General features: G+C 56.1%; 23 protein-coding genes. 17 read left to right on the top strand and 6 right to left on the bottom strand.

All coding sequences use genetic code 11. The annotated features are described in order from the left end of the window. Positions 1 to 40 precede the first annotated feature (40 nt). Positions 41 to 880 (bottom strand): dienelactone hydrolase family protein, encoded by an 840-nt coding sequence (locus tag O1Q98_RS10515; protein ID WP_125261032.1) that lies wholly within the window; start codon positions 878 to 880, stop codon positions 41 to 43. A gap of 255 nt (positions 881 to 1,135) precedes the next feature. Here O1Q98_RS10515 and udp point away from each other — a divergent pair, with 255 nt between their 5' ends. Together udp and O1Q98_RS10505 are read left to right on the top strand one after the other, a co-directional pair. Continuing rightward, complete coding sequence (gene udp, locus O1Q98_RS10510; protein WP_125261031.1) at positions 1,136 to 1,903, top strand: uridine phosphorylase; 768 nt, start codon at positions 1,136 to 1,138, stop codon at positions 1,901 to 1,903. Positions 1,904 to 2,124: 221 nt separating this feature from the next. Next, positions 2,125 to 2,907: a tyrosine-protein phosphatase gene (locus tag O1Q98_RS10505; RefSeq protein WP_125261030.1), complete on the top strand. Its 783-nt coding sequence runs from the start codon at positions 2,125 to 2,127 to the stop codon at positions 2,905 to 2,907. A 48-nt stretch (positions 2,908 to 2,955) separates the two neighbouring features. Here the strand turns inward: O1Q98_RS10505 and ppc are convergent, their stop codons facing one another. Continuing rightward, positions 2,956 to 5,595 (bottom strand): phosphoenolpyruvate carboxylase, encoded by a 2,640-nt coding sequence (gene ppc, locus O1Q98_RS10500; RefSeq protein ID WP_125261029.1) that lies wholly within the window; start codon positions 5,593 to 5,595, stop codon positions 2,956 to 2,958. A 282-nt stretch (positions 5,596 to 5,877) separates the two neighbouring features. Then, entirely contained in the window at positions 5,878 to 7,029 is a 1,152-nt protein-coding gene (gene argE / locus O1Q98_RS10495) for an acetylornithine deacetylase (protein WP_125261028.1), read from the bottom strand. Positions 7,030 to 7,242: 213 nt separating this feature from the next. On the opposite strand from argE, the gene argC reads away from it, so the two are divergent. The 12 genes from argC to hemB all read left to right on the top strand — a co-directional run bounded on the left by argC (position 7,243) and on the right by hemB (position 19,085). Continuing rightward, a complete protein-coding gene (argC, locus tag O1Q98_RS10490; RefSeq protein ID WP_125261027.1) occupies positions 7,243 to 8,247 on the top strand; it encodes an N-acetyl-gamma-glutamyl-phosphate reductase in 1,005 nt (334 codons plus the stop codon). A gap of 24 nt (positions 8,248 to 8,271) precedes the next feature. Continuing rightward, positions 8,272 to 9,045 carry an acetylglutamate kinase gene (gene argB / locus O1Q98_RS10485; protein ID WP_125261026.1) on the top strand — a complete coding sequence of 258 codons (774 nt, stop codon included), beginning with the start codon at positions 8,272 to 8,274 and terminating at the stop codon, positions 9,043 to 9,045. A 117-nt stretch (positions 9,046 to 9,162) separates the two neighbouring features. Continuing rightward, the gene (gene argH, locus O1Q98_RS10480; RefSeq protein WP_125261025.1) at positions 9,163 to 10,536 is read left to right on the top strand and encodes an argininosuccinate lyase; all 1,374 of its coding nucleotides are present in this window, start codon (positions 9,163 to 9,165) and stop codon (positions 10,534 to 10,536) included. A 198-nt stretch (positions 10,537 to 10,734) separates the two neighbouring features. Continuing rightward, positions 10,735 to 12,276, top strand: coding sequence for a DNA recombination protein RmuC (gene rmuC / locus O1Q98_RS10475; protein ID WP_125261024.1), 1,542 nt, complete (start codon positions 10,735 to 10,737; stop codon positions 12,274 to 12,276). Positions 12,277 to 12,419: 143 nt separating this feature from the next. Further along, positions 12,420 to 13,175, top strand: coding sequence for a bifunctional demethylmenaquinone methyltransferase/2-methoxy-6-polyprenyl-1,4-benzoquinol methylase UbiE (gene ubiE / locus O1Q98_RS10470; protein ID WP_125261023.1), 756 nt, complete (start codon positions 12,420 to 12,422; stop codon positions 13,173 to 13,175). Between the two features lie 13 nt (positions 13,176 to 13,188). After that, the gene (gene ubiJ / locus O1Q98_RS10465) at positions 13,189 to 13,797 is read left to right on the top strand and encodes a ubiquinone biosynthesis protein UbiJ (RefSeq protein WP_125261022.1); all 609 of its coding nucleotides are present in this window, start codon (positions 13,189 to 13,191) and stop codon (positions 13,795 to 13,797) included. After that, positions 13,794 to 15,431, top strand: coding sequence for a ubiquinone biosynthesis regulatory protein kinase UbiB (ubiB, locus tag O1Q98_RS10460; RefSeq protein WP_125261021.1), 1,638 nt, complete (start codon positions 13,794 to 13,796; stop codon positions 15,429 to 15,431). Before ubiJ ends, ubiB begins: the two co-directional genes overlap by 4 nt. A gap of 73 nt (positions 15,432 to 15,504) precedes the next feature. After that, on the top strand, positions 15,505 to 15,762 hold the full coding sequence (tatA, locus tag O1Q98_RS10455) for a Sec-independent protein translocase subunit TatA (RefSeq protein ID WP_125261213.1): 258 nt from the start codon (positions 15,505 to 15,507) through the stop codon (positions 15,760 to 15,762). A 3-nt stretch (positions 15,763 to 15,765) separates the two neighbouring features. Next, positions 15,766 to 16,359: a Sec-independent protein translocase protein TatB gene (gene tatB, locus O1Q98_RS10450; protein WP_125261020.1), complete on the top strand. Its 594-nt coding sequence runs from the start codon at positions 15,766 to 15,768 to the stop codon at positions 16,357 to 16,359. A 3-nt stretch (positions 16,360 to 16,362) separates the two neighbouring features. Then, positions 16,363 to 17,133 (top strand): Sec-independent protein translocase subunit TatC, encoded by a 771-nt coding sequence (tatC, locus tag O1Q98_RS10445; protein WP_125261019.1) that lies wholly within the window; start codon positions 16,363 to 16,365, stop codon positions 17,131 to 17,133. Positions 17,134 to 17,264: 131 nt separating this feature from the next. Beyond that, the gene (gene tatD, locus O1Q98_RS10440; protein WP_125261018.1) at positions 17,265 to 18,050 is read left to right on the top strand and encodes a 3'-5' ssDNA/RNA exonuclease TatD; all 786 of its coding nucleotides are present in this window, start codon (positions 17,265 to 17,267) and stop codon (positions 18,048 to 18,050) included. 12 nt (positions 18,051 to 18,062) lie between these two features. Then, positions 18,063 to 19,085 carry a porphobilinogen synthase gene (gene hemB / locus O1Q98_RS10435; RefSeq protein WP_125261212.1) on the top strand — a complete coding sequence of 341 codons (1,023 nt, stop codon included), beginning with the start codon at positions 18,063 to 18,065 and terminating at the stop codon, positions 19,083 to 19,085. A gap of 63 nt (positions 19,086 to 19,148) precedes the next feature. On the opposite strand, the gene rfaH is transcribed toward hemB, so the two are convergent. After that, positions 19,149 to 19,637 carry a transcription/translation regulatory transformer protein RfaH gene (gene rfaH, locus O1Q98_RS10430; protein WP_125261017.1) on the bottom strand — a complete coding sequence of 163 codons (489 nt, stop codon included), beginning with the start codon at positions 19,635 to 19,637 and terminating at the stop codon, positions 19,149 to 19,151. Between the two features lie 197 nt (positions 19,638 to 19,834). On the opposite strand from rfaH, the gene ubiD reads away from it, so the two are divergent. The 3 genes from ubiD to O1Q98_RS10415 all read left to right on the top strand — a co-directional run bounded on the left by ubiD (position 19,835) and on the right by O1Q98_RS10415 (position 22,531). Beyond that, positions 19,835 to 21,331 carry a 4-hydroxy-3-polyprenylbenzoate decarboxylase gene (gene ubiD, locus O1Q98_RS10425; protein WP_125261016.1) on the top strand — a complete coding sequence of 499 codons (1,497 nt, stop codon included), beginning with the start codon at positions 19,835 to 19,837 and terminating at the stop codon, positions 21,329 to 21,331. Between the two features lie 49 nt (positions 21,332 to 21,380). Beyond that, positions 21,381 to 22,082, top strand: coding sequence for an NAD(P)H-flavin reductase (fre, locus tag O1Q98_RS10420; protein ID WP_125261015.1), 702 nt, complete (start codon positions 21,381 to 21,383; stop codon positions 22,080 to 22,082). Positions 22,083 to 22,201: 119 nt separating this feature from the next. After that, positions 22,202 to 22,531 carry an ArsR/SmtB family transcription factor gene (locus O1Q98_RS10415; protein ID WP_125261014.1) on the top strand — a complete coding sequence of 110 codons (330 nt, stop codon included), beginning with the start codon at positions 22,202 to 22,204 and terminating at the stop codon, positions 22,529 to 22,531. Between the two features lie 77 nt (positions 22,532 to 22,608). Here O1Q98_RS10415 and fadA read toward each other — a convergent pair whose 3' ends face one another. Beyond that, positions 22,609 to 23,772 carry an acetyl-CoA C-acyltransferase FadA gene (gene fadA / locus O1Q98_RS10410; RefSeq protein WP_125261013.1) on the bottom strand — a complete coding sequence of 388 codons (1,164 nt, stop codon included), beginning with the start codon at positions 23,770 to 23,772 and terminating at the stop codon, positions 22,609 to 22,611. Positions 23,773 to 23,784: 12 nt separating this feature from the next. Next, positions 23,785 to 25,974: a fatty acid oxidation complex subunit alpha FadB gene (gene fadB, locus O1Q98_RS10405; protein WP_125261012.1), complete on the bottom strand. Its 2,190-nt coding sequence runs from the start codon at positions 25,972 to 25,974 to the stop codon at positions 23,785 to 23,787. Positions 25,975 to 26,003: the final 29 nt, after the last annotated feature.

Here is a 26,003-nt window from a genome sequence, read left to right as displayed (position 1 = left end):
AAGGGAGACAATAGTGTCTCCCTTATTTTTTCTTTTCGCTTTATCGGTGGAATGGCACCACGCCGTAGCGGGCAAACCAGGCCAGCATGCGTTGCCAGCCATCTTTGGCTGAGGCGTCGTGGTAGCTGGCGCGGTAATCGGAGTGGAAAGCGTGCCCGGCATCGGCATAGACGATGATGTCCGTATCGACACGGCTTGCCTGCAACGCCTGGCGCATGGCATCGACCTGTTCTGGCCCAATGCTGCCGTCCTGCCCACCATACAGGCCCAGCACTGGCGCTATTAATGCGGGGGCGATATCAACCGGATGGCGTGGCGAGGTGAGCGTTTTGTCCGCGACCAGTTTGCCATACCAGGCGACCGCCGCTTTCAGCTGTGGGTTATGCGCGGCATACAACCAACTGATGCGCCCACCCCAACAAAACCCGGTGATCGCCAGACGTGCGGCATCGCCACCCTGCTGCACCGCCCAGTGTACGCTATGGTCAAGATCGCCCAGAACCTGATGGTCTGGCACCTTGCTCACCAGTTCGGCCATTAGCGTTGGAATATCATGGTATTGCTGCGGGTTGCCTTGGCGAAAATAGAGTTCCGGCGCAATCGCCAGATAGCCTTGCTGCGCCAGCCGTCGGCATACATCACGGATATATTCATGCACGCCGAAGATCTCTTGTACCACCAAAACGATCGGGAGCCGGCCATCGGTGCGTTGCGGTTTAGCAAAGTAAATCGGCAGCGCTTCTCCCTGCGTTGTCAGGGTGGTTTCACCGCAGGTCAGCCCGGTGGCGTCGGTAATGATAGCGCCTGCCGCCGTAGGCTCGGCCGCTTTCGCAAAGCCGGGGGATAGGGGGTGGGATGTCAGTTGCTCATCGGAATTCATGGCTTTCCTCCTGTCAGCGGGTGAGCCCGCGTGTGTGAGTCAGTGATGCTGGCATGTCAGGTATGGCGAAGACTGAGGATTCAGGCATCGCTCTCTGTGCTTTGCGCCATGATTACCGCTTAAATTGTGATTTCCATCACTAAAATAATGTAAAAGTCTATTTGTTACTTTCCAATCAGCGATATGCCTCACTTAATTGGCCTGTGGCTGTGCGCTAAGATGACAACGTACCTGAGCGTTTGTCTGGAGGCATATATGTCTGATGTATTTCATCTCGGTTTAACCAAGCAAGATTTGCATGGCGCGACGCTGGCGATTGTGCCCGGCGATCCGGCCCGCGTTGAGAAAATTGCCCGGCTGATGGAAAACCCGGTGTTTCTGGCCTCGCATCGGGAGTTTACCTCCTGGCGCGCTGAACTGGCAGGCAAACCGGTGGTTGTCTGCTCGACCGGTATTGGCGGCCCTTCTACATCGATTGCGGTTGAAGAGTTGGCGCAACTGGGCGTGCGCACGTTCCTGCGCGTTGGCACCACCGGTGCTATCCAGCCGCACATTGCGGTGGGTGATGTGCTGGTGACAACGGCGGCGGTGCGCCTTGACGGAGCCAGCCTGCACTTTGCGCCGCTGGAATTCCCGGCGGTGGCCGATTTCGCTTGCACCAGCGCGCTGGCACAGGCGGCGCGTGACGCCGGTGCGACGCTGCATGTCGGCGTGACGGCATCGTCAGATACGTTCTATCCGGGTCAGGAGCGTTACGACACCTACTCAGGCCGGGTAGTCAGCCGTTTCCAGGGCTCGATGAAAGAGTGGCAGAGCATGGGGGTGCTGAACTATGAAATGGAATCCGCCACGCTGCTGACGATGTGTGCCAGCCAGGGGCTGCGCGCCGGAATGGTGGCAGGGGTCATCGTCAATCGCACCCAGCAGGAAATTCCTGATACCGCCACCATGCAAAAAGCAGAACACGCTTCTGTTAACGTGGTGCTGGCGGCGGCCCGCCAGTTACTGAGCGACGCAGTATAAGACGCCGTTGTAAGACACCGTTGTATCGGCAGGCCACGATGTGTTTTTCTATCGTGGCCTGTGACGGCGCTCTGCCTGTTTGCATGTCTCCCATCGATTGCCCCTGTTTTTTCCGCCCTTCATGCTAATTTAATGCACGAATTGAATAATACCTGTGCGCCTGAGCGAGTGCTGGCGCGGCCAAAACCCCGATACCTGAACTGATAATAACAGGGTAAAACATGACGTTAACTTCCTTACTGCATCCTTCAGTGCTGCCGCTTGACGGTGGCGTCAATTTTCGCGACTTGGGCGGCATTCGGGTCAGCGACGGGCGGCAGGTGCGGCGAGGGCGGCTGTTTCGCTCCGGTGCGCTCGACATGCTGAGTGCGCGTGATATGGCGCACCTTGCCGGTGTTCCGGTGGCGCACGTGGTGGATTATCGTGACCAGCAAGAGGCCTCGCTGCGCCCGGATAAGCTGTGGCAAGGGGCGCGTTATCATCAGGTGCCCGCCAATCCGCTGCGCCATGAAGTGACTGCCAGCCTGGAAACGCTGGGGTCACAGACGCTTGAATCCTTTGATTCGCAAGCGTTCATGTTGGAGTTGTATCGCTGCCTGCCGTTTGGCAATCCGGCGTATCAGCATTTGGTGGCGCTGTTACGCCAGCCTGATGACGGTGCGCTGGTGCAGCATTGCGCGGTGGGGAAAGACAGAACCGGTATTGGCTCGGCGCTGGTGCTGTTTGCGCTGGGTGCTGATGAGCACACGGTGATGGAGGACTATCTGGTGACGGAGTCAACCCTGACACCTTTTCGTCGCCAGCTGCTCGAAGATTTAGCGGCTAACCTGAGTGAAAAAGCCCTGGCGCGCTTTGATTTCGTGCTTTCCGCGCGTGAGGAATTTTTGCTGACGGCGCTGCGTGCCATCCGTGAAAAACATGGCTCGGTGAATAACTGGCTGGCGCAGGATTATGGGCTGGATGCCAGCGCCTGTGCAGCGCTGCAAGCGGCGTATCTGGAGTAATGCGGGAAAGCGCCCCGCCGGGCGCATGGCCAGGCGGGGCGTGGGCGATTAGCCTGTGTTACGCATCCCGGCGGCGACACCGGCAATCGTCACCATTAATGCTTGTTCGACTTGCGGATCTAACGTGTCTTGCTGGCGTGAACGGTGCAGCAGCTCGGCCTGAAGTACGTTGAGCGGGTCCGTGTAGACGTTACGCAGCGCGATGGATTCGGCAATCCACGGTAGGTCAGCCATCAGGTGGTCATCGTTGGAGATAGTGAGCACCGCTTTGATGTCTTTTGCCAGTTGCTCACGCAGCTGTTTGCCCAGCGACCAGAGGGATTTCTCCACCAGCCGCTGGTCGTAATACTCCGCCAGCCACAGGTCGGCTTTGGCAAACACCATCTCCAGCATCCCGATGCGCGTAGAGAAGAACGGCCAGTCGCGGCACATGGCTTCGAGCTGGTTTTGCTGGCCGTCATCAATCACTTTCTGCAATGCGGCACCGGCACCGAGCCAGGCGGGTAGCATCAGGCGGTTTTGCGTCCAGGCGAAAATCCACGGAATGGCGCGCAGGCTCTCCACGCCGCCGTTTGGCCGACGTTTGGCCGGGCGTGAGCCGAGCGGCAATTTGCCCAGTTCCAGCTCCGGCGTGGCGGCGCGGAAATAAGGCACAAAGTCAGGGTTTTCACGCACATAACCCCGATACATGTCACACGAGATGAGCGAGAGCTCATCCATAATCTGGCACCACTCCTGTTTTGGCTCCGGCGGCGGCAGCAGGTTGGCCTCGAGAATCGCCGAGGTATACAGCGACAGGCTGCTGATGGTGACTTCCGGCAAGCCGAATTTAAAGCGGATCATCTCGCCTTGTTCGGTGACGCGCAGGCCCGCCTTCAGGCTGCCCGGCGGTTGAGAAAGCAGAGCGGCGTGCGCGGGGGCACCGCCACGGCCAATCGAACCGCCGCGCCCGTGGAACAGCGTCAGGGCAATGCCGTACTTCTCACAGGTTTTGATCAGCGCATCCTGCGCCCGGTACTGCGCCCAGGACGCGGCCATCACCCCGGCGTCTTTGGCGGAGTCGGAATAGCCAATCATCACCATCTGTTTGCCCTGAATAAAGCCGCGATACCAGTCAATATTCAGCAACTGGGTCATCACGCTGTCGGCATTGTTGAGGTCATCAAGGGTTTCAAACAGCGGAGCCACCGGCAGCGCGTAAGGGCAACCGGCTTCTTTGAGCAGCAGATGTACCGCCAGCACATCCGACGGGGTACGCGCCATCGAAATGACGTAGGCGGCGATGGAGTCGCGCGGGGTTTCGGCAATCACCCGGCAGGTTTCCAGCACTTCGAGCGTATCGGCGCTCGGTTCCCACTGGCGCGGCAGCAACGGACGTTTGGAGTTGAGCTCGCGAATCAAAAACGCCTGCTTGTCGGACTCAGACCAACTCTCGTAATCGCCCAGCCCCAGATAGCGGGTGATTTCCGCCACAGCCTCGGTGTGACGGGTGCTTTCCTGACGCACATCAATGCGCACCAGCGGCACGCCAAAGCAGCGCACGCGGCGCAGCGTATCGAGCAACTGGCCATCGGCGATGATGCCCATGCCGCAGGCATGCAGTGACTGGTAACAGGCATACAGCGGCTCCCAGAGTTGATCATTATTGACCAGCAACTCTTTCGGCGCGACGACATGCTCGCCTTTCAGACGCGCATCAAGGTATTCGAGCGTAATATTCAGGCGTGTGCGCAGTGCCTTCATCAGCTCGCGGTACGGCTCCTGCACCGCATCGCCGCCCGCTAACTGTTGCAGCTCTGGCGTACAGGTGGTCATGGACAGTTCAGACACCAGCACCTGCACATCGCGCAAGAACAGGTCGGCGGCTTTCCAGCGGCTCAACAGCAGCACGTGGCGGGTGATGTCCGAGGTGACATTCGGGTTGCCATCACGGTCGCCGCCCATCCACGACGTAAAGCGCACCGGGACGGAATTCACCGGCAGGCGGTAGCCAAGCTCCTTGTCCATCTGCTCGTCAAGTTCGCGCAGGAACGCTGGCACCCCTTCCCAGAGGCTATTTTCCACCACCGCAAAGCCCCACTTGGCTTCATCCACCGGCGTCGGGCGGATTTTACGGATTTCATCGGTATGCCAATACTGGGCAATCAACTGGCGCAGACGGCGCATTATCTGATGGCGTTCGTAGTCGGCCAGGTCATCGTGGTCGAGCTGCTTGAGGCAGGTATTCACCTCGACCAGTTTATGAATCAGCGTGCGGCGGGTGATTTCGGTTGGGTGCGCGGTCAGCACCAGCTCAATAGACAGCGATTCGACCGCATCACGAATATCTTTCTCGCTTAATGTGTCGCGGCTTTTCAGGTTGCGAAATACGGTTGCCAGCGCTTCCGGGTTACTGGCGGCCTCACCATGCGGTGAAATGCTGTGGTACTGCTCGGCGGTATTGGTCAGGTTAAGAAACTGGCTAAACGCGCGGGCGACCGGCAACAGCTCCTCATTGGACAGATTCTGTAAGGTGGTCAACAGCTCCTGACGATGTGTTTCACTGCCTGCGCGTGATGCTTTCGATAATTTGCGTATCGTTTCAACACGTTCAAGAATATTCGCTCCCAGCGCATCCTTGATGGTGTCACCGAGTAGCTTGCCCAACATGCTGACATTGCTCCGCATGGCGGAATATTGTTCGTTCATAGTTACCCTGACCTGCCTCGTGATTTTGTAAATTTATTACACACAAAAATGGTGTGGTTACTGTCTATTATCTAGCCACGTTCGCCATTGTTCGTCAATCAACCTGATTTAATCCCTACAGTTGTACCTGTTTACGCGGTACAAAGGCAATTTGTGAAATTTAATTACAAAAGCTTGCTGATAAGTGACACTTATCGTAGCGCGCAGAGAAAAGCAAGCCTGACAGGGAATATCGCGGGGGAAAGTGGCAGCCCGACAGGTTATGTCGGGCCGGGAGGTGGTCTAAGCGCGGCAGAAATGCTGCACCAGTTGGGTAATCAACGTGCGGGTCGGTTTGATAAACGACATATCGATAAATTCATCCGGCTGATGCGCCTGATTGATGGAGCCGGGGCCGAGCACCAGCGTTGGGCATAACTGCTGGATAAATGGCGCTTCGGTGCAGTAATTCACCACATCGGTCGGCTGGCCGGCCAGATTTTCTACCGCTTGTGCCAGAGGGTGATCCGCCGGGCACTCGTAACCCGGGATTGGCGGGTGCAGCTCGCTGATGGTCAGGCGGCCCGGCCAGCGCTCACTGACCGGGGCCAGTGCGTCACTCAGCAGGCCGTTCAGATCGCCCAGCGTCATGCCCGGCAGCGGGCGGATATCCATATGCAGGTCGCAGCAGGCGCAAATGCGGTTAGCCGCATCGCCGCCGTGAATGTGGCCGAAATTCATGGTCGGGTAAGGAATGTGGAAGGCCGGGTTGTGATAGCGATTTTTGAGCGTGTTGCGCAGCCCCATCAGTTCAGAGATGGCTTCGTGCATCAGTTCGATGGCGTTAACACCGCGTGACGGGTCGCTGGAGTGACCGGACTGACCCTGAATACGTACCACGTTCGACATGTGGCCTTTGTGGGCGCGTATCGGTTGCAGCGAGGTCGGTTCGCCGATAATCGCGCAATCCGGGCGAATACCGGTTGATTCAGAGAAATATTTTGCACCGGCCATGGTGGTTTCTTCATCGGCGGTGGCCAGAATGTACAGTGGCTTGGTCAGCTTACTGGCATCCACATCGCGCAGTGCATCAAGAATAAAGGCGAAAAAGCCTTTCATGTCGGCGGTGCCGAGCCCGTAGAGCTTATTGTCGTGCTCGGTCAGGGTGAACGGGTCGCGCGTCCAACGGCCATCATCAAATGGCACCGTGTCGGTGTGACCGGCTAACAGCAGCCCGCCGTTGCCTTCGCCCAGCCGGGCCAGCAGGTTGAATTTATTGAACGTGCCCGGTACCGGTTCCACCTCGACATGAAAACCCAGATCGCTAAACCAGCCTGCCAGCAAGTTGATTAAGGTTTCGTTGCTTTGATCCAGCGCGCGCTCGGTGGCGCTGATGGACGGCGTGGCGATCAATGCCCGGTAGATCTCCATAAAAGGGGGTAAATTCATCTTCACTGTTGACAGCCTCTGGGTTAGGATAGTATCAATATTCATGCAGTTATTGTGAATAAAAATACAATAATGCCAGGCGAAATGAAATCATAAGCTGTGCGGCGAGGTGAGATTGCCGCATAATCGTTTCTTCTGGCTTTGTGGGTGCACGGCGTAGCTGCGCTGATGAGCCTGCTCCCTGTTTCACCTATCTGGCAATAAAGGTATACCGAACTCATGCTGAATACGTTGATCGTTGGTGCAAGTGGCTATACTGGCGCTGAACTGGCTTTGTACCTGAACCGTCACCCACAAATGAACATAACCGCTTTGGCGGTTTCCGCGCAAAGTGTTGATGCAGGAAAACGCATTTCCGAGCTGCATCCTCAGCTTAAAGGCATTGTTGATTTGCCGGTACAGCCGCTCACCGATGTGGCTGAAGCCGCCAAAGGCGTCGATGTGGTGTTTCTGGCCACCGACCACAAAGTGAGCCACGATTTAGCGCCGCAATTTTTGGCTGCCGGTTGCACCGTGTTTGACCTCTCAGGCGCTTATCGCGTGCAAGACCCTGAATTCTATACCCGTTACTACGGCTTCGAGCACCAGCATACCGACTGGCTGGCGCAAGCGGTGTACGGTTTGGCAGAATGGCAGGCGGCGAAGATAAAACAGGCCCAACTGATTGCGGTGCCGGGCTGTTATCCGACGGCCTCCCAACTGGCGCTCAAGCCGCTGGTAGAAGGCGGATTGCTCAACCCGAACCAGTGGCCGGTGATTGATGCCACCAGCGGCGTCAGCGGTGCCGGTCGCAAAGCGAGCATGACCAACAGCTTCTGTGAAGTCAGCCTGCAACCCTATGGCATATTTAATCACCGCCATCACCCGGAAATCGCCACTCATCTTGGCATTCCGGTGATTTTCACCCCGCATCTGGGCAATTTCCCGCGCGGCATTCTGGCCACCATCACGTGTCGCCTGAATGCGGGCGTCAGTGCGCAGGATGTGGCGCAGGCGTATCACAACGCCTATCACGACAAACCGCTGGTGCGCTTATACGAGAAAGGTGTCCCGGCACTGAAATCCGTGGTGGGGCTGCCGTTCTGCGACATCGGCTTCGTGGTGCAAGACGAACACCTGATCGTGGTGGCCACCGAAGATAACCTGCTCAAGGGTGCGGCGGCACAGGCGGTGCAGTGCATGAATATTCGCTTCGGTTTCCCTGAAACCCAATCCTTACTCTGATGACCTGCTGAGGCGCAAAGACCGATGAATCCGTTAATTATCAAATTAGGTGGCGTGTTACTCGATAGCGAAGAGGCGCTGGAGCGCCTGTTCACCGCGCTGGTGACTTACCGTCAGCAACATCAGCGCCCGCTGGTTATCGTCCATGGCGGCGGTTGTCTGGTGGACGACCTGATGAAGAAACTGTCGCTGCCGGTGGTGAAGAAAAACGGCCTGCGTGTGACGCCTGCCGATCAAATCGACATTATTACCGGCGCGCTGGCGGGCTCCGCCAACAAAACGCTGCTGGCCTGGGCGATTCGCCACGGCATCAACGCCGTGGGCCTGAGCCTGGCCGATGGCGGCAGCACCGTGGTGACACAGCTGAATGACGATCTGGGCCATGTCGGTAAAGCCGAAGTGGGTTCTCCGGCGCTGCTCAACACCCTGCTGGGCGCGGGTTATCTGCCGGTTATCAGCTCTATCGGCATTACCGTTGGCGGTGAGCTGATGAACGTCAATGCCGACCAGGCGGCTACCGCACTGGCGCAGACGCTGGGCGCGGATTTGATTTTGTTGTCCGATGTCAGCGGCATTCTGGACGGCAAAGGCCAGCGCATTGCGGAAATGACCGCCGGTAAAGCAGAAGATCTGATTGCGCAGGGCATTATTACCGATGGCATGATAGTGAAAGTGAATGCGGCGCTGGACGCGGCGCGCGCGCTGGGCCGTCCGGTGGATATCGCCAGCTGGCGTCACGCCGAGCAGTTGCCTGCGTTGTTTAACGGTGTGTCCATCGGCACCCGTATTCTGGCGTAATCGGCCAGTCTTTATCACGCTTTCTTCCGGCCTAAGCCGCCGGTAAAACGCGAGCAGTTCAACGGTGGGTTTGACAGGAGTCGGCCCGCCTTTATCAGAGAGACCGGGAGTGTAGTTATGGCTTTGTGGGGCGGGCGGTTCACGCAGGCAGCCGATCAGCGTTTTAAACAATTCAACGATTCACTGCGGTTTGATTACCGTCTGGCGGAGCAGGACATCATCGGCTCCATCGGCTGGTCTAAAGCGCTGGTGACGGTGAACGTACTGAGCGCTCAGGAACAGCAGCAACTGGAGCAGGCGCTCAATGCGCTGTTGGCAGAAGTGCAGGCCGACCCTGAGGCGATTCTGCAAAGCGATGCGGAAGATATTCATAGCTGGGTTGAGCAGAAACTGATCGAGAAAGTCGGCAATCTGGGTAAGAAACTGCATACCGGACGCAGCCGTAACGACCAGGTGGCGACGGATCTGAAACTGTGGTGCAAAGAGCAGGTGAGCGAGCTGGTGCAGGCGATTCGTCACCTGCGCGCGGCACTGGTAGCTACCGCTGAGGCCAATCAGGATGCGGTGATGCCGGGTTATACCCACTTGCAGCGCGCCCAGCCGGTGACATTTGCCCACTGGTGTCTGGCCTATCATGAAATGCTGGTGCGTGATGAAAGCCGCCTGGCAGACACGCTCAAGCGTCTGGACGTCAGCCCGCTGGGGTGTGGCGCGCTGGCGGGCACCGCATATCCGATAGACCGTGAGCAGTTGGCCGGTTGGCTGGGCTTTGCCTCTGCCACCCGCAACAGTCTGGATACGGTCTCTGACCGCGACCACGTGCTGGAACTGCTGTCCGACGCGTCTATCGGCATGGTTCACCTGTCGCGTTTTGCTGAAGATCTGATTTTCTTTAACAGCGGTGAGGCAGCGTTTGTCGAACTGTCTGACCGTGTCACCTCCGGCTCATCGCTGATGCCGCAGAAAAAGAACCCGGACGCGCTGGAGCTGATTCGTGGCAAGAGTGGCCGGGTGCAGGGCGCGCTGGCCGGTATGCTGGTGACGCTCAAGGGCTTGCCGCTGGCCTATAACAAAGATATGCAGGAAGACAAGGAAGGGCTGTTTGACGCGCTCGATACCTGGCACGACTGCCTGGCGATGGCCGCGCTGGTGCTTGACGGTATTCAGGTAAAACGCCCGCGTTGCCAGGAGGCGGCCGAGCAAGGCTATGCGAATGCGACCGAACTGGCGGATTATCTGGTTGCCAAGGGCGTGCCATTCCGCGAAGCGCACCATATCGTCGGTGAAGCCGTGGTAGAGGCAATTCGGCAGGGTAAAGCGCTGGAAGCGCTGTCGCTGGCGGACCTCCAGCAGTTCAGCGCGGTCATCGCTGACGATGTGTACCCGGCATTATCGTTGCAGTCTTGCCTGGAAAAACGCGCCGCGCAGGGGGGTGTTTCACCGCAGCAAGTGGCTCAGGCGATTGCGCTCGCGAAGCAAAATCTGGCCTGAACCTAGGGCGATTACGCTTTATGGTGAAAGAAACCGGCCTTCGGGCCGGTTTCTTTTTTTGGGCTGCGCCTTTCTGAAGGCGCTTCGCATTTTATGATCGACAACGCCCGCCGATAGCGGATTTTCTCTCTTACCTCTGGACAGATATACAGTCTCGCTTTACTTTGGCGCAACGCGTCATCAGTCATAGGGCCGAGTGTGGATATCTCCTTGTTTTATGGTGTGGGCGGTGCGGTGGTGGGCATGTTGCTGGGGTGGCTTATCGCAAGCTTGCGACAGCAGCAGCGTCAGGCACGTCATGACACCGAATTACAGTTACAACAGCAGGCGCTTGAACTGACGCGCCAGTCATTGGCTGACGCTCAACAATCCGGGCAACGACAGCAACAGCGGCTAGAGCAGCAGGGGCAAGAGCTGCGCACATTACAGGCGCAACGGGCGGCGGATGAAGAGAAACTGCGCCAGATGGCGGAGCTGCGTGATGAGTGTGCGCTGCTGAATCAAGAACTGCGCGCCCTGCGCGAGGCTAACGGTGCGCAGGAAGCCGAGCTGCGTGAAGTCACCATTCGTCTTGAAGAAACCCGGCTGGCGGCGGAAGAAAAGCAGCGATTGCTGATGAACAGCGAACAGCGTTTATCCAGCCAGTTTGAAAATCTGGCTAACCGTATTTTCGAGCAGACCGGACAGAAAGTGGACAGGCAAAACCAGCAGAGCATGGAGCAATTGCTAACGCCGCTTCGCGAGCAACTGGACGGTTTCCGCCGTCAGGTACAGGAGAGCTTTGGCGCAGAATCGCGCGAGCGGCACACGCTGGCGCATGAAATTCGCAATCTGCAACAGCTTAACGCCCGCATGGCGCAGGAAGCCATCAACCTGACCAATGCACTAAAAGGGGATAATAAAGCACAGGGTAACTGGGGCGAGGTGGTTCTTAGCCGGGTGCTGGAAAGTTCGGGGCTGCGCGAAGGCTATGAGTATGACACGCAGGTCAGCCTGAAAACGGGGGCGAATAATCGCCTGCAACCGGATGTGGTGGTGCATTTACCGCACGGCAAAGATGTGGTGATTGATGCCAAGATGTCGCTGGTGGCCTACGAGCGTTACTTCAATGCAGAGAATGAGCAGGAGCGTGAGGCAGCATTACATGCACATTTACTGTCGATTCGTAGCCATATTCGGCAGCTCGGTGCGAAAGACTATCAGCAGTTGCCTGGGTTGCGTTCGCTGGATTATGTGTTGATGTTTATTCCGGTGGAACCGGCTTTTTTGGTGGCGATTAACCACCAGCCAGACCTCATTACCGACGCTCTGAGCCACAATATTATGCTGGTTAGCCCAACGACATTGCTGGTTGCGTTACGTACCATCAATAACCTGTGGCGCTATGAGCAGCAGAGCCGTCATGCGCAACAAATTGCCGAGCGCGCTTCCCGGCTCTATGACAAATTACGCCTGTTTGTTGATGATATGGTTGGGTTAGGGCAAGGGCTCGATAAAGCGCAGGCCACATATCGACAGGCGATGAAAAAGCTGGCCTCAGGGCGCGGCAACCTGATTAGCCAGGCAGAAGGCTTTCGAGCGCTGGGAGTGGAGATTAAACGGCCGATGAGCCAGCCCGTTATTGATGAAGACACGTTAGCCTCTGATGACCCGACGTCATCGTTATCTGGCTCTCCCACGGCTCCAGAGCCGGGTGAGAGTGAGCATGACGCGATAACAACAGTACGCGGTATTGAGTAGCATGATGTCGATCAGGTTACGTCGCGGGTATGAAAAGAAGGGCGGTCGATTTTGGGCCGGGTCTGTTACACTCTCTAGCTGTTTATATTCCTTACCCATTAATAGGTAATAGGCTCCTGAAGTTGAACAAGCAGGCGGATAAGATGGCAGACGATTCAGACAAAACGACACACTTTGGTTTTCGCACGGTGGCCAGAGACGAAAAAGCCGCGATGGTGGCGAATGTGTTTCACTCTGTGGCAGCCAAATATGACCTGATGAACGATTTGATGTCGCTTGGCATTCACCGTATCTGGAAACGCTTCACGATTGAATGCAGCGGTGTGCGCCGTGGGCAGCGTGTTTTGGATTTGGCCGGTGGTACTGGCGACCTGACGGCGAAATTTTCTCGTCTGGTCGGCGATGAAGGCGAAGTCGTGCTGGCGGATATCAATGCGTCCATGTTGAAGGTCGGGCGTGAAAAATTGCGTAATAACGGCGTAGTGGGGAATATCAGCTATGTTCAGGCCAATGCTGAAGCGCTCCCCTTCCCTGATAATTTCTTTGACTGCATCACTATCTCTTTTGGGTTGCGTAATGTGACGGATAAAGAAAAGGCGTTGCGCTCAATGTGCCGTGTACTCAAACCGGGCGGCCGTTTGTTGGTGCTGGAGTTTTCCAAACCGACGGTGAAAGCGCTCAGTAAAGTCTACGATGCCTACTCTTTCCATGTGCTGCCGCGCATTGGCGAACTGGTTGCCAGTGATGCCGGTAGCTATCGCTATCTGGCAGAGTCCATCCGTATGCACCCTGATCAGGAAACGTTGAAAGGCATGATGGCTGAGGCCGGTTTTGACAACGTGGAGTATTTCAACCTGACCAGCGGTATTGTGGCACTGCATCGCGGATTTAAATTCTGAGTTGGGTATGCCTATGTTGATAATGCCTGTGTTGACGGCAACGCTGGAAACGGCACTGAATTCACTCTTGTTTCGTGACCGCAGTATGAAAGCGGCGCGCCAGCGTTTGCATGGAAAAACGTTGCGTATTGACGTAGCCGAGTTTGAGACCCCGCTGGTGCTGGTGTTCTCTGAGTATCGTCTTGACGTCGTCAATCAGTGGTCGATGTCGCCGGATTGTCTGTTGCAAACACGGCTCCCCGCACTGCTTAAATTGCGCGATCGCCAGCAACTTTCGGCGCTGATGCGCAGTGGCGATCTGGTGCTGGAAGGGGATATTCAGGTGATGCAGCAGTTCGTTTCACTGCTGGACATGGCCGAGTTCGATTTTGCACAGTGGATGTCGCCCTGGCTTGGCGATATTGCCGCAGAGAGCGTGAGCCGAGTGGCGAGCCGATGTGTGCAAGGCATCACTCGTGGTATCGCGCGTCAGCAGCAGGCATTATCAGAAACAATGACTGAGGAGTGGCGTTTATCTCCCGGCAAACTCGAAGGGCTTTGGTTTGCCAGTGAGGTGGACGCATTGGATCAAGCGGTTGACGCGCTGGCCGCACGTCTGGCAAGGATTGAGGGGGAGCGATGACGCCGGGAGAATTATTGCGTCTTTACCGCATTATTGGGGTATTGCTGAGTTATGGGCTGGATGAGCTTATCCCTCGTATTCCACTGACGCTACCGCTGCGTTTATGGCGCAAGCTATTGTTTTGGATGCCAAATCGCCATAAAGAAAAGCCACTGGGCGAACGCCTGCGTCTGGCGTTGCAGGAACTGGGGCCGGTGTGGATTAAGTTTGGCCAGATGATGTCAACCCGCCGCGATTTGTTCCCTCCGGCCATCGCCGATCAACTGGCGATGTTACAAGATCAGGTTGAGCCGTTTGATGGCAAACGTGCCCGTCAGCAAATTGAAGCGTCGATGGGCGGGAAGCTGGAAACCTGGTTTGACGACTTTGAGGTCAAACCGCTGGCATCGGCTTCAATCGCTCAGGTACATACCGCCCGTCTGAAAAGCACCGGCAAAGCAATCGTCATTAAAGTGATTCGGCCAGATATTCTGCCGGTGATTAAAGCCGATATGAGGCTGATGAATCGTCTGGCTGGCTGGCTGCCGATTTTATTGCCTGATGGACGGCGTCTACGCCCGCGAGAAGTGGTGCGTGACTATGAAAAAACGCTGCTGGATGAATTGAATTTGCTGCGAGAAGCGGCCAATGCCATCCAGTTGCGGCGAAATTTTGAAAATAGCCCGATGCTGTACGTCCCGGAAGTCTATTCCGATTACTGTAACGAGCGTGTGCTCGTTATGGAGCGCATTTACGGAATACCGGTGTCGGATATTGAGGCGCTTAAACGGCATGGCGTGAACATGCCGCTACTCGCAGAGCGCGGCGTACAGGTGTTTTTCACTCAGGTATTTCGCGACAGCTTTTTCCATGCGGATATGCATCCCGGCAATATCTTTGTCAGCTACGAGCACCCGGAAGATCCGCAATATATCGGTATTGATTGCGGCATTGTCGGTTCTCTTAACAAAGAGGATAAGCGTTATCTGGCTGAGAATTTTATCGCTTTCTTTAACCGCGATTACCGCCGTGTGGCCGAGCTGCATGTCGATTCTGGCTGGGTTCCGCAGGATACAAATGTTGAAGAGTTCGAATTTGCTATTCGCACCGTCTGCGAGCCGATATTTGAAAAGCCGTTAGCAGAAATTTCTTTTGGTCATGTATTATTGAACCTCTTTAATACCGCTCGTCGCTTCAATATGGAAGTGCAGCCACAACTGGTGCTGTTGCAAAAGACGTTGCTGTATATTGAAGGCGTTGGCCGCCAGCTCTACCCACAACTGGATTTGTGGAAGACAGCGAAACCCTTTTTAGAAACCTGGTTAAAAGACCAGGTTGGTTTACCTGCCATGCTGCGGGCATTCAAAGAGAAAGCACCGTTTTGGGCAGAAAAGCTGCCAGAGATCCCAGAGTTGTTCTATGACAGCTTACGCCAGCATAAGATGCTGAAGCAGAATATGGAGAGGTTATCCCATGAACTGCGCACCCAGCACACGCGTCAGGGGCAGTCTCGTTATCTGCTTGGCGTCGGGGCGGCGCTGTTGCTCAGTGGCACAGCGTTACTGATTAGTCAGGTCGAGGCGGATATTGTCCCTGCCGGGCTCATCGCCGCCGGTTTTGTCGCCTGGATGATAGGCTGGCGGCGTACACGTTGAATCAGCGTTTTATCAGCGGTGTTATCGTGATAAGGCGTCACATGAATCCTTTTTGCACAAAGAGGTAGGCAGTATGGGCGGTATTAGTCTTCCAAGTTTGTTATTGATAGCGGTTATTGTGGTTTTATTGTTCGGTACCGGCAAACTCAAGTCGCTTGGTGCCGATCTGGGCGCATCGATTAAAGGCTTCAAAAAAGCGATGAGTGATGATCAGCCCGCAACCCAGGACGAAAAACAGCAACAGGATGCTGACTTTGCGACCAAGGCCATGACGGAGCATAAGTCGCAGGGCAGTCAGGAAGAGAAAAATCAGTCTAAAGAGCGGGTGTAACTGGTGTTTGATATCGGCTTTGGTGAACTGTTACTGGTGTTTGTGATAGCACTGGTGGTGTTGGGGCCTGAGCGTCTGCCGGTTGCAGTCAGAACGGTGGCGGGCTGGATTCGTACCTTGCGTTCGCTGGCATCGACGGTGCAAAACGAACTGGCTCAGGAGATGAAACTACAGGAATTGCAGGAAAGCCTGAAAAAGGTGGAACAGGCGAGCCAGTTGCAGAATTTATCCCCAGAGCTCAAGGCATCGATGGATGAACTGAAAGAGGCGGCACAAGCCATAAAACGCCCCATCAGTATTAAACCGGATGGCACTGAATTACCGGAACATGTTCCGTTATCAGAGCCGCATATGGGTGATGGTAAGCAAGCCGAAACGTCGTCTGCTGTCACGTCAGCGCCTGCTGATGCGCCGGATGCCAACAGTGCCAAGGCATCGGCGTTTGTGGCGAGCCATGCACCGGGCGTCTCTGCCAGCCCATCGGATGAGCATAACGTCGTCGTGCAGAATACCGCTGAACATAAAGCAGTCGAGATTAAAGCGAGCGCTGCGCAGTCGGTCACTGCTGTTTCTTCCCAACCTTCTGGTGATCGTTAACGTATGGCTGTTGATCAAACCCAACCGCTGATCAGTCATTTGATAGAACTGCGCAAACGACTGTTAAACAGCATTATCAGCGTACTGGTGGTATTTCTGGCGTTAATCTATTTCGCTAACGATATTTACCAGATCGTTTCCGCCCCGTTGATAAAACAGATGCCTGTCGGTGCCAGCATGATTGCGACCGATGTGGCCTCGCCGTTTTTCACCCCGATTAAACTGACGCTGATTGTCTCGGTGTTCTTGTCGGCACCGTTGGTGTTGTATCAGGTATGGGCATTTATCGCCCCGGCGTTGTACAAGCATGAGCGTCGGCTGATGATGCCGTTGCTGGTATCGAGTAGCCTGTTGTTTTATATGGGCATGGCCTTTGCCTATTTTATTGTGTTTCCACTGGCGTTCGCCTTTTTCGCACAAACCGCGCCGAAAGGCGTATTGATCGCCACCGATATCAATAACTATCTTGATTTCGTGATGGCGCTGTTTATGGCATTTGGGGTGTCGTTTGAAGTTCCGGTAGCGATTGTGCTGCTGTGCTGGAGCGGAGTGGTCACGCCGGAAGGACTCAAGCAGAAGCGTCCTTACGTGCTGGTAGGCGCATTTGTGGTCGGGATGTTGCTGACACCACCGGATGTGTTCTCGCAAACCCTGTTGGCGATTCCGATGTATCTGCTGTTTGAAGTCGGCGTGTTCTTCGCCCGTTTCTACGTCGGTAAACGTCGTCGCCCTGATGAAGATGAGAGTATGGACGAATCCGCGCCGTCTTCCTGATGGTGGCGTATCGTGACAGGGTTGTGTGGCAGAGAATGTCACACTGGTTTAGCGCAACACCTCTTTCGGGAGGTGTTGTCTTTTGGGCCCGGAAGAAACCTTGCTGGACATAACGCGCGGAGTTGCCAGAGATGTTTGATATTGGTGTGAATTTAACCAGCCCGCAATTTCAGGCTGACCGCGACCACGTGATTGCGCGGGCGCGCGAAGCGGGTGTCACAGGGTTGTTGCTAACGGGGACTGACGTTGAAGAGAGTCGGCAGGCGCAGGTGCTGGCGAGCCATTATCCCGATTTTTGCTGGTCAACCGCTGGGGTACACCCGCATGATGCGAGCCATTGGGACGAGACCAGCGCCGAGGCTATTTTTCAATTGGCCGCGCAGCCGCAGGTACTGGCCATCGGCGAATGCGGGCTCGATTTTAACCGTAATTTTTCTACCCCCGCGCAGCAAGAGCAGGCGTTTAGCGCCCAGTTGGCGCTTGCTGCTGAAAAAGCGCTGCCGGTTTTTTTGCATTGCCGCGACGCGCACGATCGCTTTATGGCGATACTGACGCCCTGGCTTGGCAAGCTTCCTGCGGTGGTATTGCACTGTTTTACCGGCACGGGCGATGAGCTGGATGCGTGTCTGCGCGCCGGGCTGATGATTGGCATTACCGGTTGGGTGTGCGATGAGCGGCGCGGGTTAGCGCTGCGGGCACTGTTGCCACGCATCCCTGACGACCGCTTATTGCTGGAAACCGATGCGCCCTATTTGCTTCCTCGGGATTTACATCCAAAACCGACATCCCGACGAAATGAACCCTGCTTTTTGCCACATATTGTCCGGCAGGTTGCGACCTGGCGCGGTCAGGATGCCATCAGGCTTGGCAAAATAGCGGATGACAATGCCCGGCGGATTTTCCGGCCAGGTCTGTAAGGAGAATTAATGATGAGCACTGCTTTTCCCGGTACGTTTCCTGGGCGGCGTATGCGCCGCCTGCGTCGCCACGATTTTAGCCGTCGTCTGGTGTCTGAACATCAGGTGACAGTCAATGACCTGATCTACCCGGTATTTGTGATGGAGGGTAAGAATGGGCGTCAGGAAGTGCCGTCTATGCCGGGGGTGTATCGCCTGACGATTGATGAGCTGGTAAAAGAAGCGGAAGTCATCGCCAAACTGGGGGTGCCGGTATTGTCGCTGTTCCCGGTAATTGAAGCGGATAAGAAATCACTGCTGGCGGAAGAAGCCTATAACCCGGACGGGCTGGTGCAACGCACCGTGCGAGCGCTAAAAGATGCCGTGCCGGAGCTCGGATTGCTGACGGATGTTGCGCTAGACCCCTACACCACGCATGGTCAGGACGGCGTGATTGATGATGACGGGTATGTGATTAATGACATCACCAAAGAGATTCTGGTGCGTCAGGCACTGTCCCATGCGCAAGCCGGGGCGGAAATTGTCGCCCCCAGCGACATGATGGATGGGCGTATTGGCGCGATTCGCGATCAACTGGAAACTCAGGGTCTGATCAATACCCAAATCATGGCCTATTCCGCAAAATATGCGTCCTGCTATTACGGCCCGTTTCGTGATGCGTTGGGCTCATCGGGCAATCTGAAAGGCGGCAATAAGAAGACCTATCAGATGGACCCGGCCAACAGTAACGAAGCGCTGCAAGAGATAGCGCAGGATTTGCAGGAAGGGGCGGATATGGTGATGGTCAAACCGGGGATGCCGTATCTGGATGTGGTGCGCCGGGTGAAAGACACGTTCGGCGTGCCGACATTCGCCTATCAGGTATCAGGCGAGTATGCCATGCAGATGGCGGCGATTCAGAACGGTTGGTTGCAAGAACAGCCGTTGGTGATGGAGTCGCTGTTGTGCTTTAAACGCGCGGGGGCCGATGGCGTATTAACGTATTTTGCCAAGCGTGTCGCTCAGTGGTTGCATGACGAAGCGCAACGCCGCTAACGCACCTCACCGTGTCACGATGACGGCTCCCGCATCCATCCCTTGATGGGGCCGTCATCACTGTCAGGCTTTTTTAAACTGACGGTTGTCGATACTCTGGCGTATCGGCTTGTTGAGCAAATTGAGTAACAGCATGGAGCGGGCCTCGCCGTCAGGTTCGGTATAAATGGCTTGCAACCCGCTGAATACACCTTCGGTAATCACCACGCTATCACCCGGCTGAGGCGTTTGTGGGTCAACATAACGCGCTTCTTGATGTTGGCGTAAATCATTAATCACCTGTTGGGGAACGGTCGCCGGGAGCTTGCCGAAGCGTACAAAATGGCTGACGCCACGGGTTGAGCCCACCGTGGTGGTATGGATCTGTTCCGGGTCAAATTCCACAAACAGGTAATTGGGAAACAGCGGTTCGTTGACCTCGGTGCGTTTACCCCGGACGATTTTTTCGAGTGTTATCATCGGACTGAGGCAAACAACCTCCTGGCGCTCCAGATGTTCTTTGGCCCGTAGCAGTTGGCCGCGCTTGCAATACAGTAGATACCAGGCTTGCATAGTTTCACTTAGTTTTGTGGTTGGCATATTCAGTGGTTGTCACAGCGCGCAGCATAGCAAAAGCCATGCGGGATAAGAATTTCCATAATGGATTTTTCACCCTGAGAATGTTCCGAGTGTTCAGGAACAAACCGCATTACCAGCAAGCGACAGCATGGTGAAGAGCCTCTATAATAGCCGCACCACTGACTTTCCAGATGATCAGCATGAAATACCGTGACTTACGTGAATTTCTCGCCCAGCTTGAAGCGAGAGGCGAGCTTAAACGCATTCGTCAGCCGATAGATCCTTACCTCGAAATGACGGAAATTGCCGATCGCACTCTGCGGGCTGAAGGCCCGGCCTTACTGTTTGAAAACCCGAAAGGGTATGACATGCCGGTGCTATGCAACCTGTTTGGTACGCCTAAACGGGTGGCGCTGGGAATGGGGCAAGAGGACGTGAACGCGCTGCGTGACGTTGGCCGCCTGCTGGCATTTTTAAAAGAGCCGGAACCGCCGCGTGGGTTTCGTGACCTGGTGGATAAGTTGCCGAAGTTTCGTCAGGTGCTGAATATGCCGACCAAGCGTTTGTCGAGCGCGCCTTGTCAGGAGCAAGTGTGGGAAGGCGAGGCGGTTGATTTAGGCCGTATTCCCATTATGCATTGCTGGCCGGGTGACGCCGCTCCGCTGGTGACATGGGGGTTAACCGTGACGCGCGGGCCGTTTAAAGAGCGGCAGAATCTGGGGATTTACCGCCAGCAGTTGATTGGGCGTAATAAGCTTATCATGCGCTGGTTGTCTCATCGTGGCGGCGCGCTGGATTTTCAGGAGTGGTGCCAGCAGCGGCCAGGTGAGCGTTTTCCGGTAGCGGTCGCGCTTGGCGCAGACCCGGCGACCATTCTTGGCGCGGTCACACCGGTGCCGGATACGTTGTCCGAATATGCCTTTGCCGGGCTGTTGCGCGGCCACAAAACCGAAGTAGTGAAATGCCTGTCGTGCGATCTTGAGGTGCCCGCCAGCGCCGAAATCGTGCTGGAAGGGTACATTGAAGCGGGTGAAACCGCCCCGGAAGGGCCTTATGGCGACCACACCGGTTACTATAATGAAGTCGATAGCTTCCCGGTATTTACCGTGACGCATGTCACGCAGCGGCGCGATGCGATTTATCACTCGACCTATACCGGCCGCCCACCGGATGAACCGGCGGTGCTTGGCGTTGCGTTAAACGAAGTGTTTGTCCCGCTATTACAGAAACAATTTCCAGAAATTGTCGATTTTTATCTGCCGCCTGAGGGCTGTTCTTACCGTCTGGCGGTGGTTACTATGAAGAAGCAGTACGCCGGGCATGCCAAACGGGTGATGATGGGCGTCTGGTCTTTCCTGCGCCAGTTTATGTACACCAAATTTGTTATCGTTTGTGATGACGATATCAATGCCCGTGACTGGAAAGATGTGATTTGGGCTATCACCACGCGTATGGATCCGGCGCGCGATACGGTGCTGGTGGAAAACACGCCGATAGATTATCTGGATTTCGCTTCGCCGGTTTCCGGGCTCGGTTCCAAGATGGGTCTGGATGCCACCAACAAATGGCCGGGAGAAACGCAGCGTGAATGGGGCCAGCCCATCACCAAAGATCCGGCTGTGGTGGCGCGGGTAGATGCCATGTGGCATGAACTCGCTATTTTTAATGACAGCGATAAGCCGCGTTAAGGGCGCTTATGCTGTTGTCCGTTTTGCTTCGACCCGACAGAGGGATTGCATGACAACGTTGAGCTGTACAGTGACGTCGGTGGAAGCTATCACCGATACGGTTTACCGGGTGCGTCTGTTGCCCTCGGCGCCTTTTTCTTTCCGTGCCGGGCAGTACCTGATGGTGGTGATGGATGAACGGGATAAACGCCCGTTTTCGATGGCATCAACACCCAATGAACAAGGATTTATTGAGCTGCATATCGGCGCATCCGAGATGAATCTGTATGCGATGGCGGTGATGGATCGCATTCTGAAAGAAAAATCACTGCTGGTTGATATCCCGCACGGTGATGCTTGGCTGCGTGAAGACAGCGATCGTCCGTTGATTTTGATTGCCGGAGGCACCGGTTTTTCTTACGTGCGTTCGATTCTGCTAACGGTGCTGGCGCAACAGCCTGAACGCGCGGTGTCAGTGTATTGGGGCGGGCGAGAATTGAGCCATCTGTACGATTTGGGTGAGCTGGAGTCGCTGTCCAAACAGCATGCCAATCTGAGCGTGATTCCGGTCGTTGAACAACCGGATGACAGCTGGCATGGCCGTTCCGGTACGGTACTGAGCGCTGTCTTGCAGGACTTTGGCTCGCTGGCCGCCCACGATATTTATATTGCCGGACGCTTTGAAATGGCGAAAATTGCCCGCGAGCGTTTTTGCAATGAGCGCGGTGCGCAGCTGGCGCACATGTACAGCGATGCGTTTTCGTTTATCTGATCTCGTCTGCTTCGATGCAACCTTGACGTGTTGTGAATGATTATTTTATATAAAAGTAGATTGTCTCAGTCACTCTATTTGCGATCGGTTCACTTTCAGTCATGCAAAAAGGTAACGACATGGCGGTAGCAACAGCGGATATCAGCGAACAGCGCATTCGTGATGCCGCGCATGGCGCGGCGGATGTTCTGCGCGCCATGGCGAATGGCGATCGACTGATGTTGATGTGTTTTCTCAGTCAGGGCGAAGCGTCGGTTGGGCAAATGGAGCAGGCGCTGGATATTCACCAGCCCACATTGTCGCAGCAATTAGGCGTGATGCGGCGTCTGCATCTGGTGACGACCCGGCGTGAAGGCAAGCAGATCTTCTATCGCATTGATGACCCGAAAATACTCACCTTGCTCAGTACCATTTACGCGCTCTACTGCCCCACGGCGCAGTCAGAATAGGTTGTCGTCTGGCGCGTTGCAGTCAGTTCAGGCGGCGTGTTCTGCCGCCTGAGCTCTTTCTCACGGCAAACGCGTTATCATGCCCGTTCAAGCACGGTGGCAATGCCTTGGCCCAGCCCGATACACATCGTCGCCACGCCAAACTCCACATCACGTTGCTCCATCAGGTTAATCAGCGTCGTCAGAATACGCGCGCCAGAGCACCCCAGCGGGTGTCCCAGGGCGATTGCGCCGCCGTTCAGGTTCACTTTGTCATCAAGACTCGCCATCAGGCCAAGGTCGTTGATGCAAGGTAATACCTGCGCGGCAAACGCTTCATTTAATTCAAATACGCCGATGTCATGTAGGCTCAGACCCGCTCTTTGCAAGGCTTTACGCGTCGCAGGGACCGGGCCATACCCCATTAGCGACGGGTCACAGCCCACCACGGCGGTGGCGCGAACCCGAACCCGGGGCGCGATACCCAACGCGCGAGCATAAGATTCGCTCATGACCAATAATCCGGCGGCACCGTCTGATAGCGCAGACGAGCTGCCTGCGGTTACGGTGCCGTTAACCGGATCGAATGCCGGGCGCAGTGAGGCCAGCGCCTCAAGGCTGGTGTCTGGGCGTATCACTTCATCGTAGTCAAACAGGTGCAGTGCGCCGTCGCTGCGATGCCCGCTGGTTGGCACAATTTCGCGTGAAAACACGCCCGATTGTGTCGCGGCGAAAGCCCGTTGGTGAGAGCGGGCGGCAAAGGCATCCTGCTGTTCGCGGCTGATGCGGTGCAGGCGCGCCAGCATTTCGGCGGTCAGCCCCATCATGGCGGCGGCTTTGGCGACGGTGTGGCTGAGTCCCGGGTGAAAATCAGCCCCGTGAGTCATCGGCACATGGCCCATATGCTCGACGCCCCCGGCCAGGCAAACCTGAGCGTCGCCGACTCTGATGGCGCGAACCGCATCGTGCAGCGCCTGCATGGAAGAACCACACAGGCGGTTAATGGTAACAGCGGGCACATGATGGGGAATTTCAGCCAACAGGGCCGCATTGCGTGCGATGTTAAAGCCTTGCTCCAGCGTTTGCTGCACGCAGCCCCAGTAGATGTCATCAATATTATCGGCGTTCAATGCCGGGTTACGCTCCAGCAGGCTGCGCATCACATGCGCGGCGAGCGTTTCAGCACGAACCTGACGAAATGCCCCGCCTTTAGAGCGCCCCATTGGGGTACGCAGGGCATCAACAATCACGGCGTTTTCCATACTTCTGCGTCCTTATGCCGGGTGATGAAGAGATAAATCGGCGTGTGGCAAGGCCGCCGGATAAAAACACTGTTGCTGTTGCGCCATCTGTTGCAGGCTCTCAGGCAGGCGGTAGAGTGGCCCAAGCCCAGCCAGCGACTGCGCGATGTGCGCATAACGCTCGGCACCGAGGGTGTCGAGATAGCGGCAGGCACCGCCGCGAAAAGCGGGAAAACCGAGCCCATAAAGCAGTGCCATATCCGCCTGTGCCGGGCTTGCCACAATGCCCTCTTCCAGACAGCGCGCCACTTCGTTGAGCATGGGCACCATCAGCCGTTCGATAATCTCATCGGCACTAAATGTGCGTCTGGGCTGGCATACCGCATCGAGTAATACATCCGTTTGCGCATCGTGCTCGCGGCGTTGCTTGCCTTTATCATCGGTGTGATAGCGATAGAAACCGGCACCGCTTTTTTGGCCCAAACGCTGGTGTTCGACCAGCACATCAATCACATCCCGTTCGGTTTTTGCCATGCGCTGTGGAAACCCGGCGGACATGACGGCTTGTGCATGATGTGCGGTATCCAGCCCGACCACATCCAGCAAATACGCCGGGCCCATCGGCCAGCCAAACCGGGATTCCATCACCGCATCAATGTCTCTGAAATCCGCGCCGTCACGCATCAACAGCGAAAATGCGGCAAAATAGGGGAACAGCACACGGTTAACGAAAAAGCCTGGGCAGTCATTCACGACAATGGCGGTTTTACCCATTTTGGCGGCAAAGGCGACGACGGCTGCGAGCGTTTGTTCACTGGTTTTGGCACCGCGAATAACCTCGACCAGCGGCATACGGTGTACCGGATTGAAAAAGTGCAGGCCGCAAAAATTCTCGGGCCGCTTCAGGGCGCTGGCAAGCTGGGTGATAGAAATGGTCGAGGTGTTAGAAACCAACAGCGCCCGCTCGCTGAGGTGGGCTTCTGCCTCGGCCAGCACGCTGGCTTTCACCTGCGGGTTTTCCACCACGGCTTCAATCACCAGGTCGGCCTGCTCAATGGCGTTGTCATGCAGCGTGGGGTGGATGCGCGCCAGCGTCTGTGCCAGCGTCATCACATCCATTTTCCCGCGTTCGACGTCGGCATGCAGCCGTTGCGTCGCTTCTGTCATACCCAGTGTCAATGCGGCGTCGCGGATATCTTTCATCCAGACGGGGATGCCTTTGCGGGCGGCCTGACACGCAATGCCGCCCCCCATGATGCCTGCGCCAAGAACCGCGAGGCGCTCGGGAGCGCGCGCTCCTGCGGCCCACTTTTTCGCGGCGCTTTTTACCGCCTGCTCATTCAAAAACACGCCCACCAGCGCTGAGGCGGCAGAGGTTTGTGTGAGTGCGACGAAATTCTCTGTTTCCTGCAACAGTGCCGCATCACGCGCCAGTCCGGCGGTCGCTTCAATGGTGTTCACAGCGGTCAGTGGGGCGGGATAGTGCGGGCCGGTGAGTTGCTGCACTTTCGCTTTGGCAGTGAGAAAACTCATCATCGCTTCACTGCGGCCTAACCGTAGCGCAGCGGTTTTCTGGCGGCGGCGAGCGCGCCAGTCAAGCTTGCCGCTGATGGCCTGGCGCAACATATGCAGCGCCGCTGGAAGCAATGCCTCTTGCTCGGTGAGGGCATCAATCAGCCCGACATGTAATGCATCGGCGGCGCACAGGTCTTTACCGGCGGCGATTATCTCCAGCGCATTGTCAACGCCGATAAGACGAGGCAGCCGCACGGTGCCGCCAAATCCCGGCATGATACCGAGTTTGACTTCGGGTAAACCGATGCGTGCCTCGCGGGAGGCCACGCGAAAATCCGTTGCCAGCACGCATTCACAGCCGCCGCCCAGCGCATAACCGTTGATGGCGGACAGGGTGGGCACGGGTAAATCTTCCAGTTGGCTGAAAATGGCATTCGCCTGTGTCAGCCAGCGTTGCAGCGTTTGCGTTGGTGCGGCAAACAACGACAGAAATTCCGTGATATCGGCACCAGCGATAAAGGCTGGTTTGTCTGAGCGCAGCAGCAATGCGCGTAAGTCAGGCTGTTGCGCCAGGTGGCGTAGCGCCTCGCCCAGACTGGCGACGGTGCGTGTGTCGAGCGTGTTAATGTTGCCCGGCGCGGCAAACACCAGCTCGGCTATACCATCCTCACGCCACGCCAGATAAAGGGTGTCGCCTTGGTAGATCATGGTTATCTCCCTAATGTATCCCTAATCTG

The organism is Dickeya lacustris (genome assembly GCF_029635795.1).
Taxonomy (GTDB): Bacteria; Pseudomonadota; Gammaproteobacteria; order Enterobacterales; family Enterobacteriaceae; genus Dickeya; species Dickeya lacustris.
The sequence above is the reverse complement of the archived record's forward strand: the minus strand, read 5'-3'. Positions and strand labels throughout refer to the sequence as shown.

Excerpts from the sequence above, each read along its gene's own strand:
- fadB (WP_125261012.1), bottom strand. The coding sequence starts at position 25,974 with ATGATCTACCAAGGCGACACCCTTTATCTGGCGTGGCGTGAGGATGGT.
- udp (WP_125261031.1), top strand. The coding sequence starts at position 1,136 with ATGTCTGATGTATTTCATCTCGGTTTAACCAAGCAAGATTTGCATGGC.
- fre (WP_125261015.1), top strand. The coding sequence starts at position 21,381 with ATGACAACGTTGAGCTGTACAGTGACGTCGGTGGAAGCTATCACCGAT.
- ubiJ (WP_125261022.1), top strand. The coding sequence starts at position 13,189 with ATGTTGATAATGCCTGTGTTGACGGCAACGCTGGAAACGGCACTGAAT.
- O1Q98_RS10415 (WP_125261014.1), top strand. The coding sequence starts at position 22,202 with ATGGCGGTAGCAACAGCGGATATCAGCGAACAGCGCATTCGTGATGCC.
- rfaH (WP_125261017.1), bottom strand. The coding sequence starts at position 19,637 with ATGCAAGCCTGGTATCTACTGTATTGCAAGCGCGGCCAACTGCTACGG.
- tatA (WP_125261213.1), top strand. The coding sequence starts at position 15,505 with ATGGGCGGTATTAGTCTTCCAAGTTTGTTATTGATAGCGGTTATTGTG.
- ubiE (WP_125261023.1), top strand. The coding sequence starts at position 12,420 with ATGGCAGACGATTCAGACAAAACGACACACTTTGGTTTTCGCACGGTG.
- ubiB (WP_125261021.1), top strand. The coding sequence starts at position 13,794 with ATGACGCCGGGAGAATTATTGCGTCTTTACCGCATTATTGGGGTATTG.
- O1Q98_RS10515 (WP_125261032.1), bottom strand. The coding sequence starts at position 880 with ATGAATTCCGATGAGCAACTGACATCCCACCCCCTATCCCCCGGCTTT.
- fadA (WP_125261013.1), bottom strand. The coding sequence starts at position 23,772 with ATGGAAAACGCCGTGATTGTTGATGCCCTGCGTACCCCAATGGGGCGC.
- ppc (WP_125261029.1), bottom strand. The coding sequence starts at position 5,595 with ATGAACGAACAATATTCCGCCATGCGGAGCAATGTCAGCATGTTGGGC.
- O1Q98_RS10505 (WP_125261030.1), top strand. The coding sequence starts at position 2,125 with ATGACGTTAACTTCCTTACTGCATCCTTCAGTGCTGCCGCTTGACGGT.
- tatD (WP_125261018.1), top strand. The coding sequence starts at position 17,265 with ATGTTTGATATTGGTGTGAATTTAACCAGCCCGCAATTTCAGGCTGAC.
- ubiD (WP_125261016.1), top strand. The coding sequence starts at position 19,835 with ATGATCAGCATGAAATACCGTGACTTACGTGAATTTCTCGCCCAGCTT.
- argC (WP_125261027.1), top strand. The coding sequence starts at position 7,243 with ATGCTGAATACGTTGATCGTTGGTGCAAGTGGCTATACTGGCGCTGAA.
- argB (WP_125261026.1), top strand. The coding sequence starts at position 8,272 with ATGAATCCGTTAATTATCAAATTAGGTGGCGTGTTACTCGATAGCGAA.
- tatC (WP_125261019.1), top strand. The coding sequence starts at position 16,363 with ATGGCTGTTGATCAAACCCAACCGCTGATCAGTCATTTGATAGAACTG.
- argH (WP_125261025.1), top strand. The coding sequence starts at position 9,163 with ATGGCTTTGTGGGGCGGGCGGTTCACGCAGGCAGCCGATCAGCGTTTT.
- hemB (WP_125261212.1), top strand. The coding sequence starts at position 18,063 with ATGAGCACTGCTTTTCCCGGTACGTTTCCTGGGCGGCGTATGCGCCGC.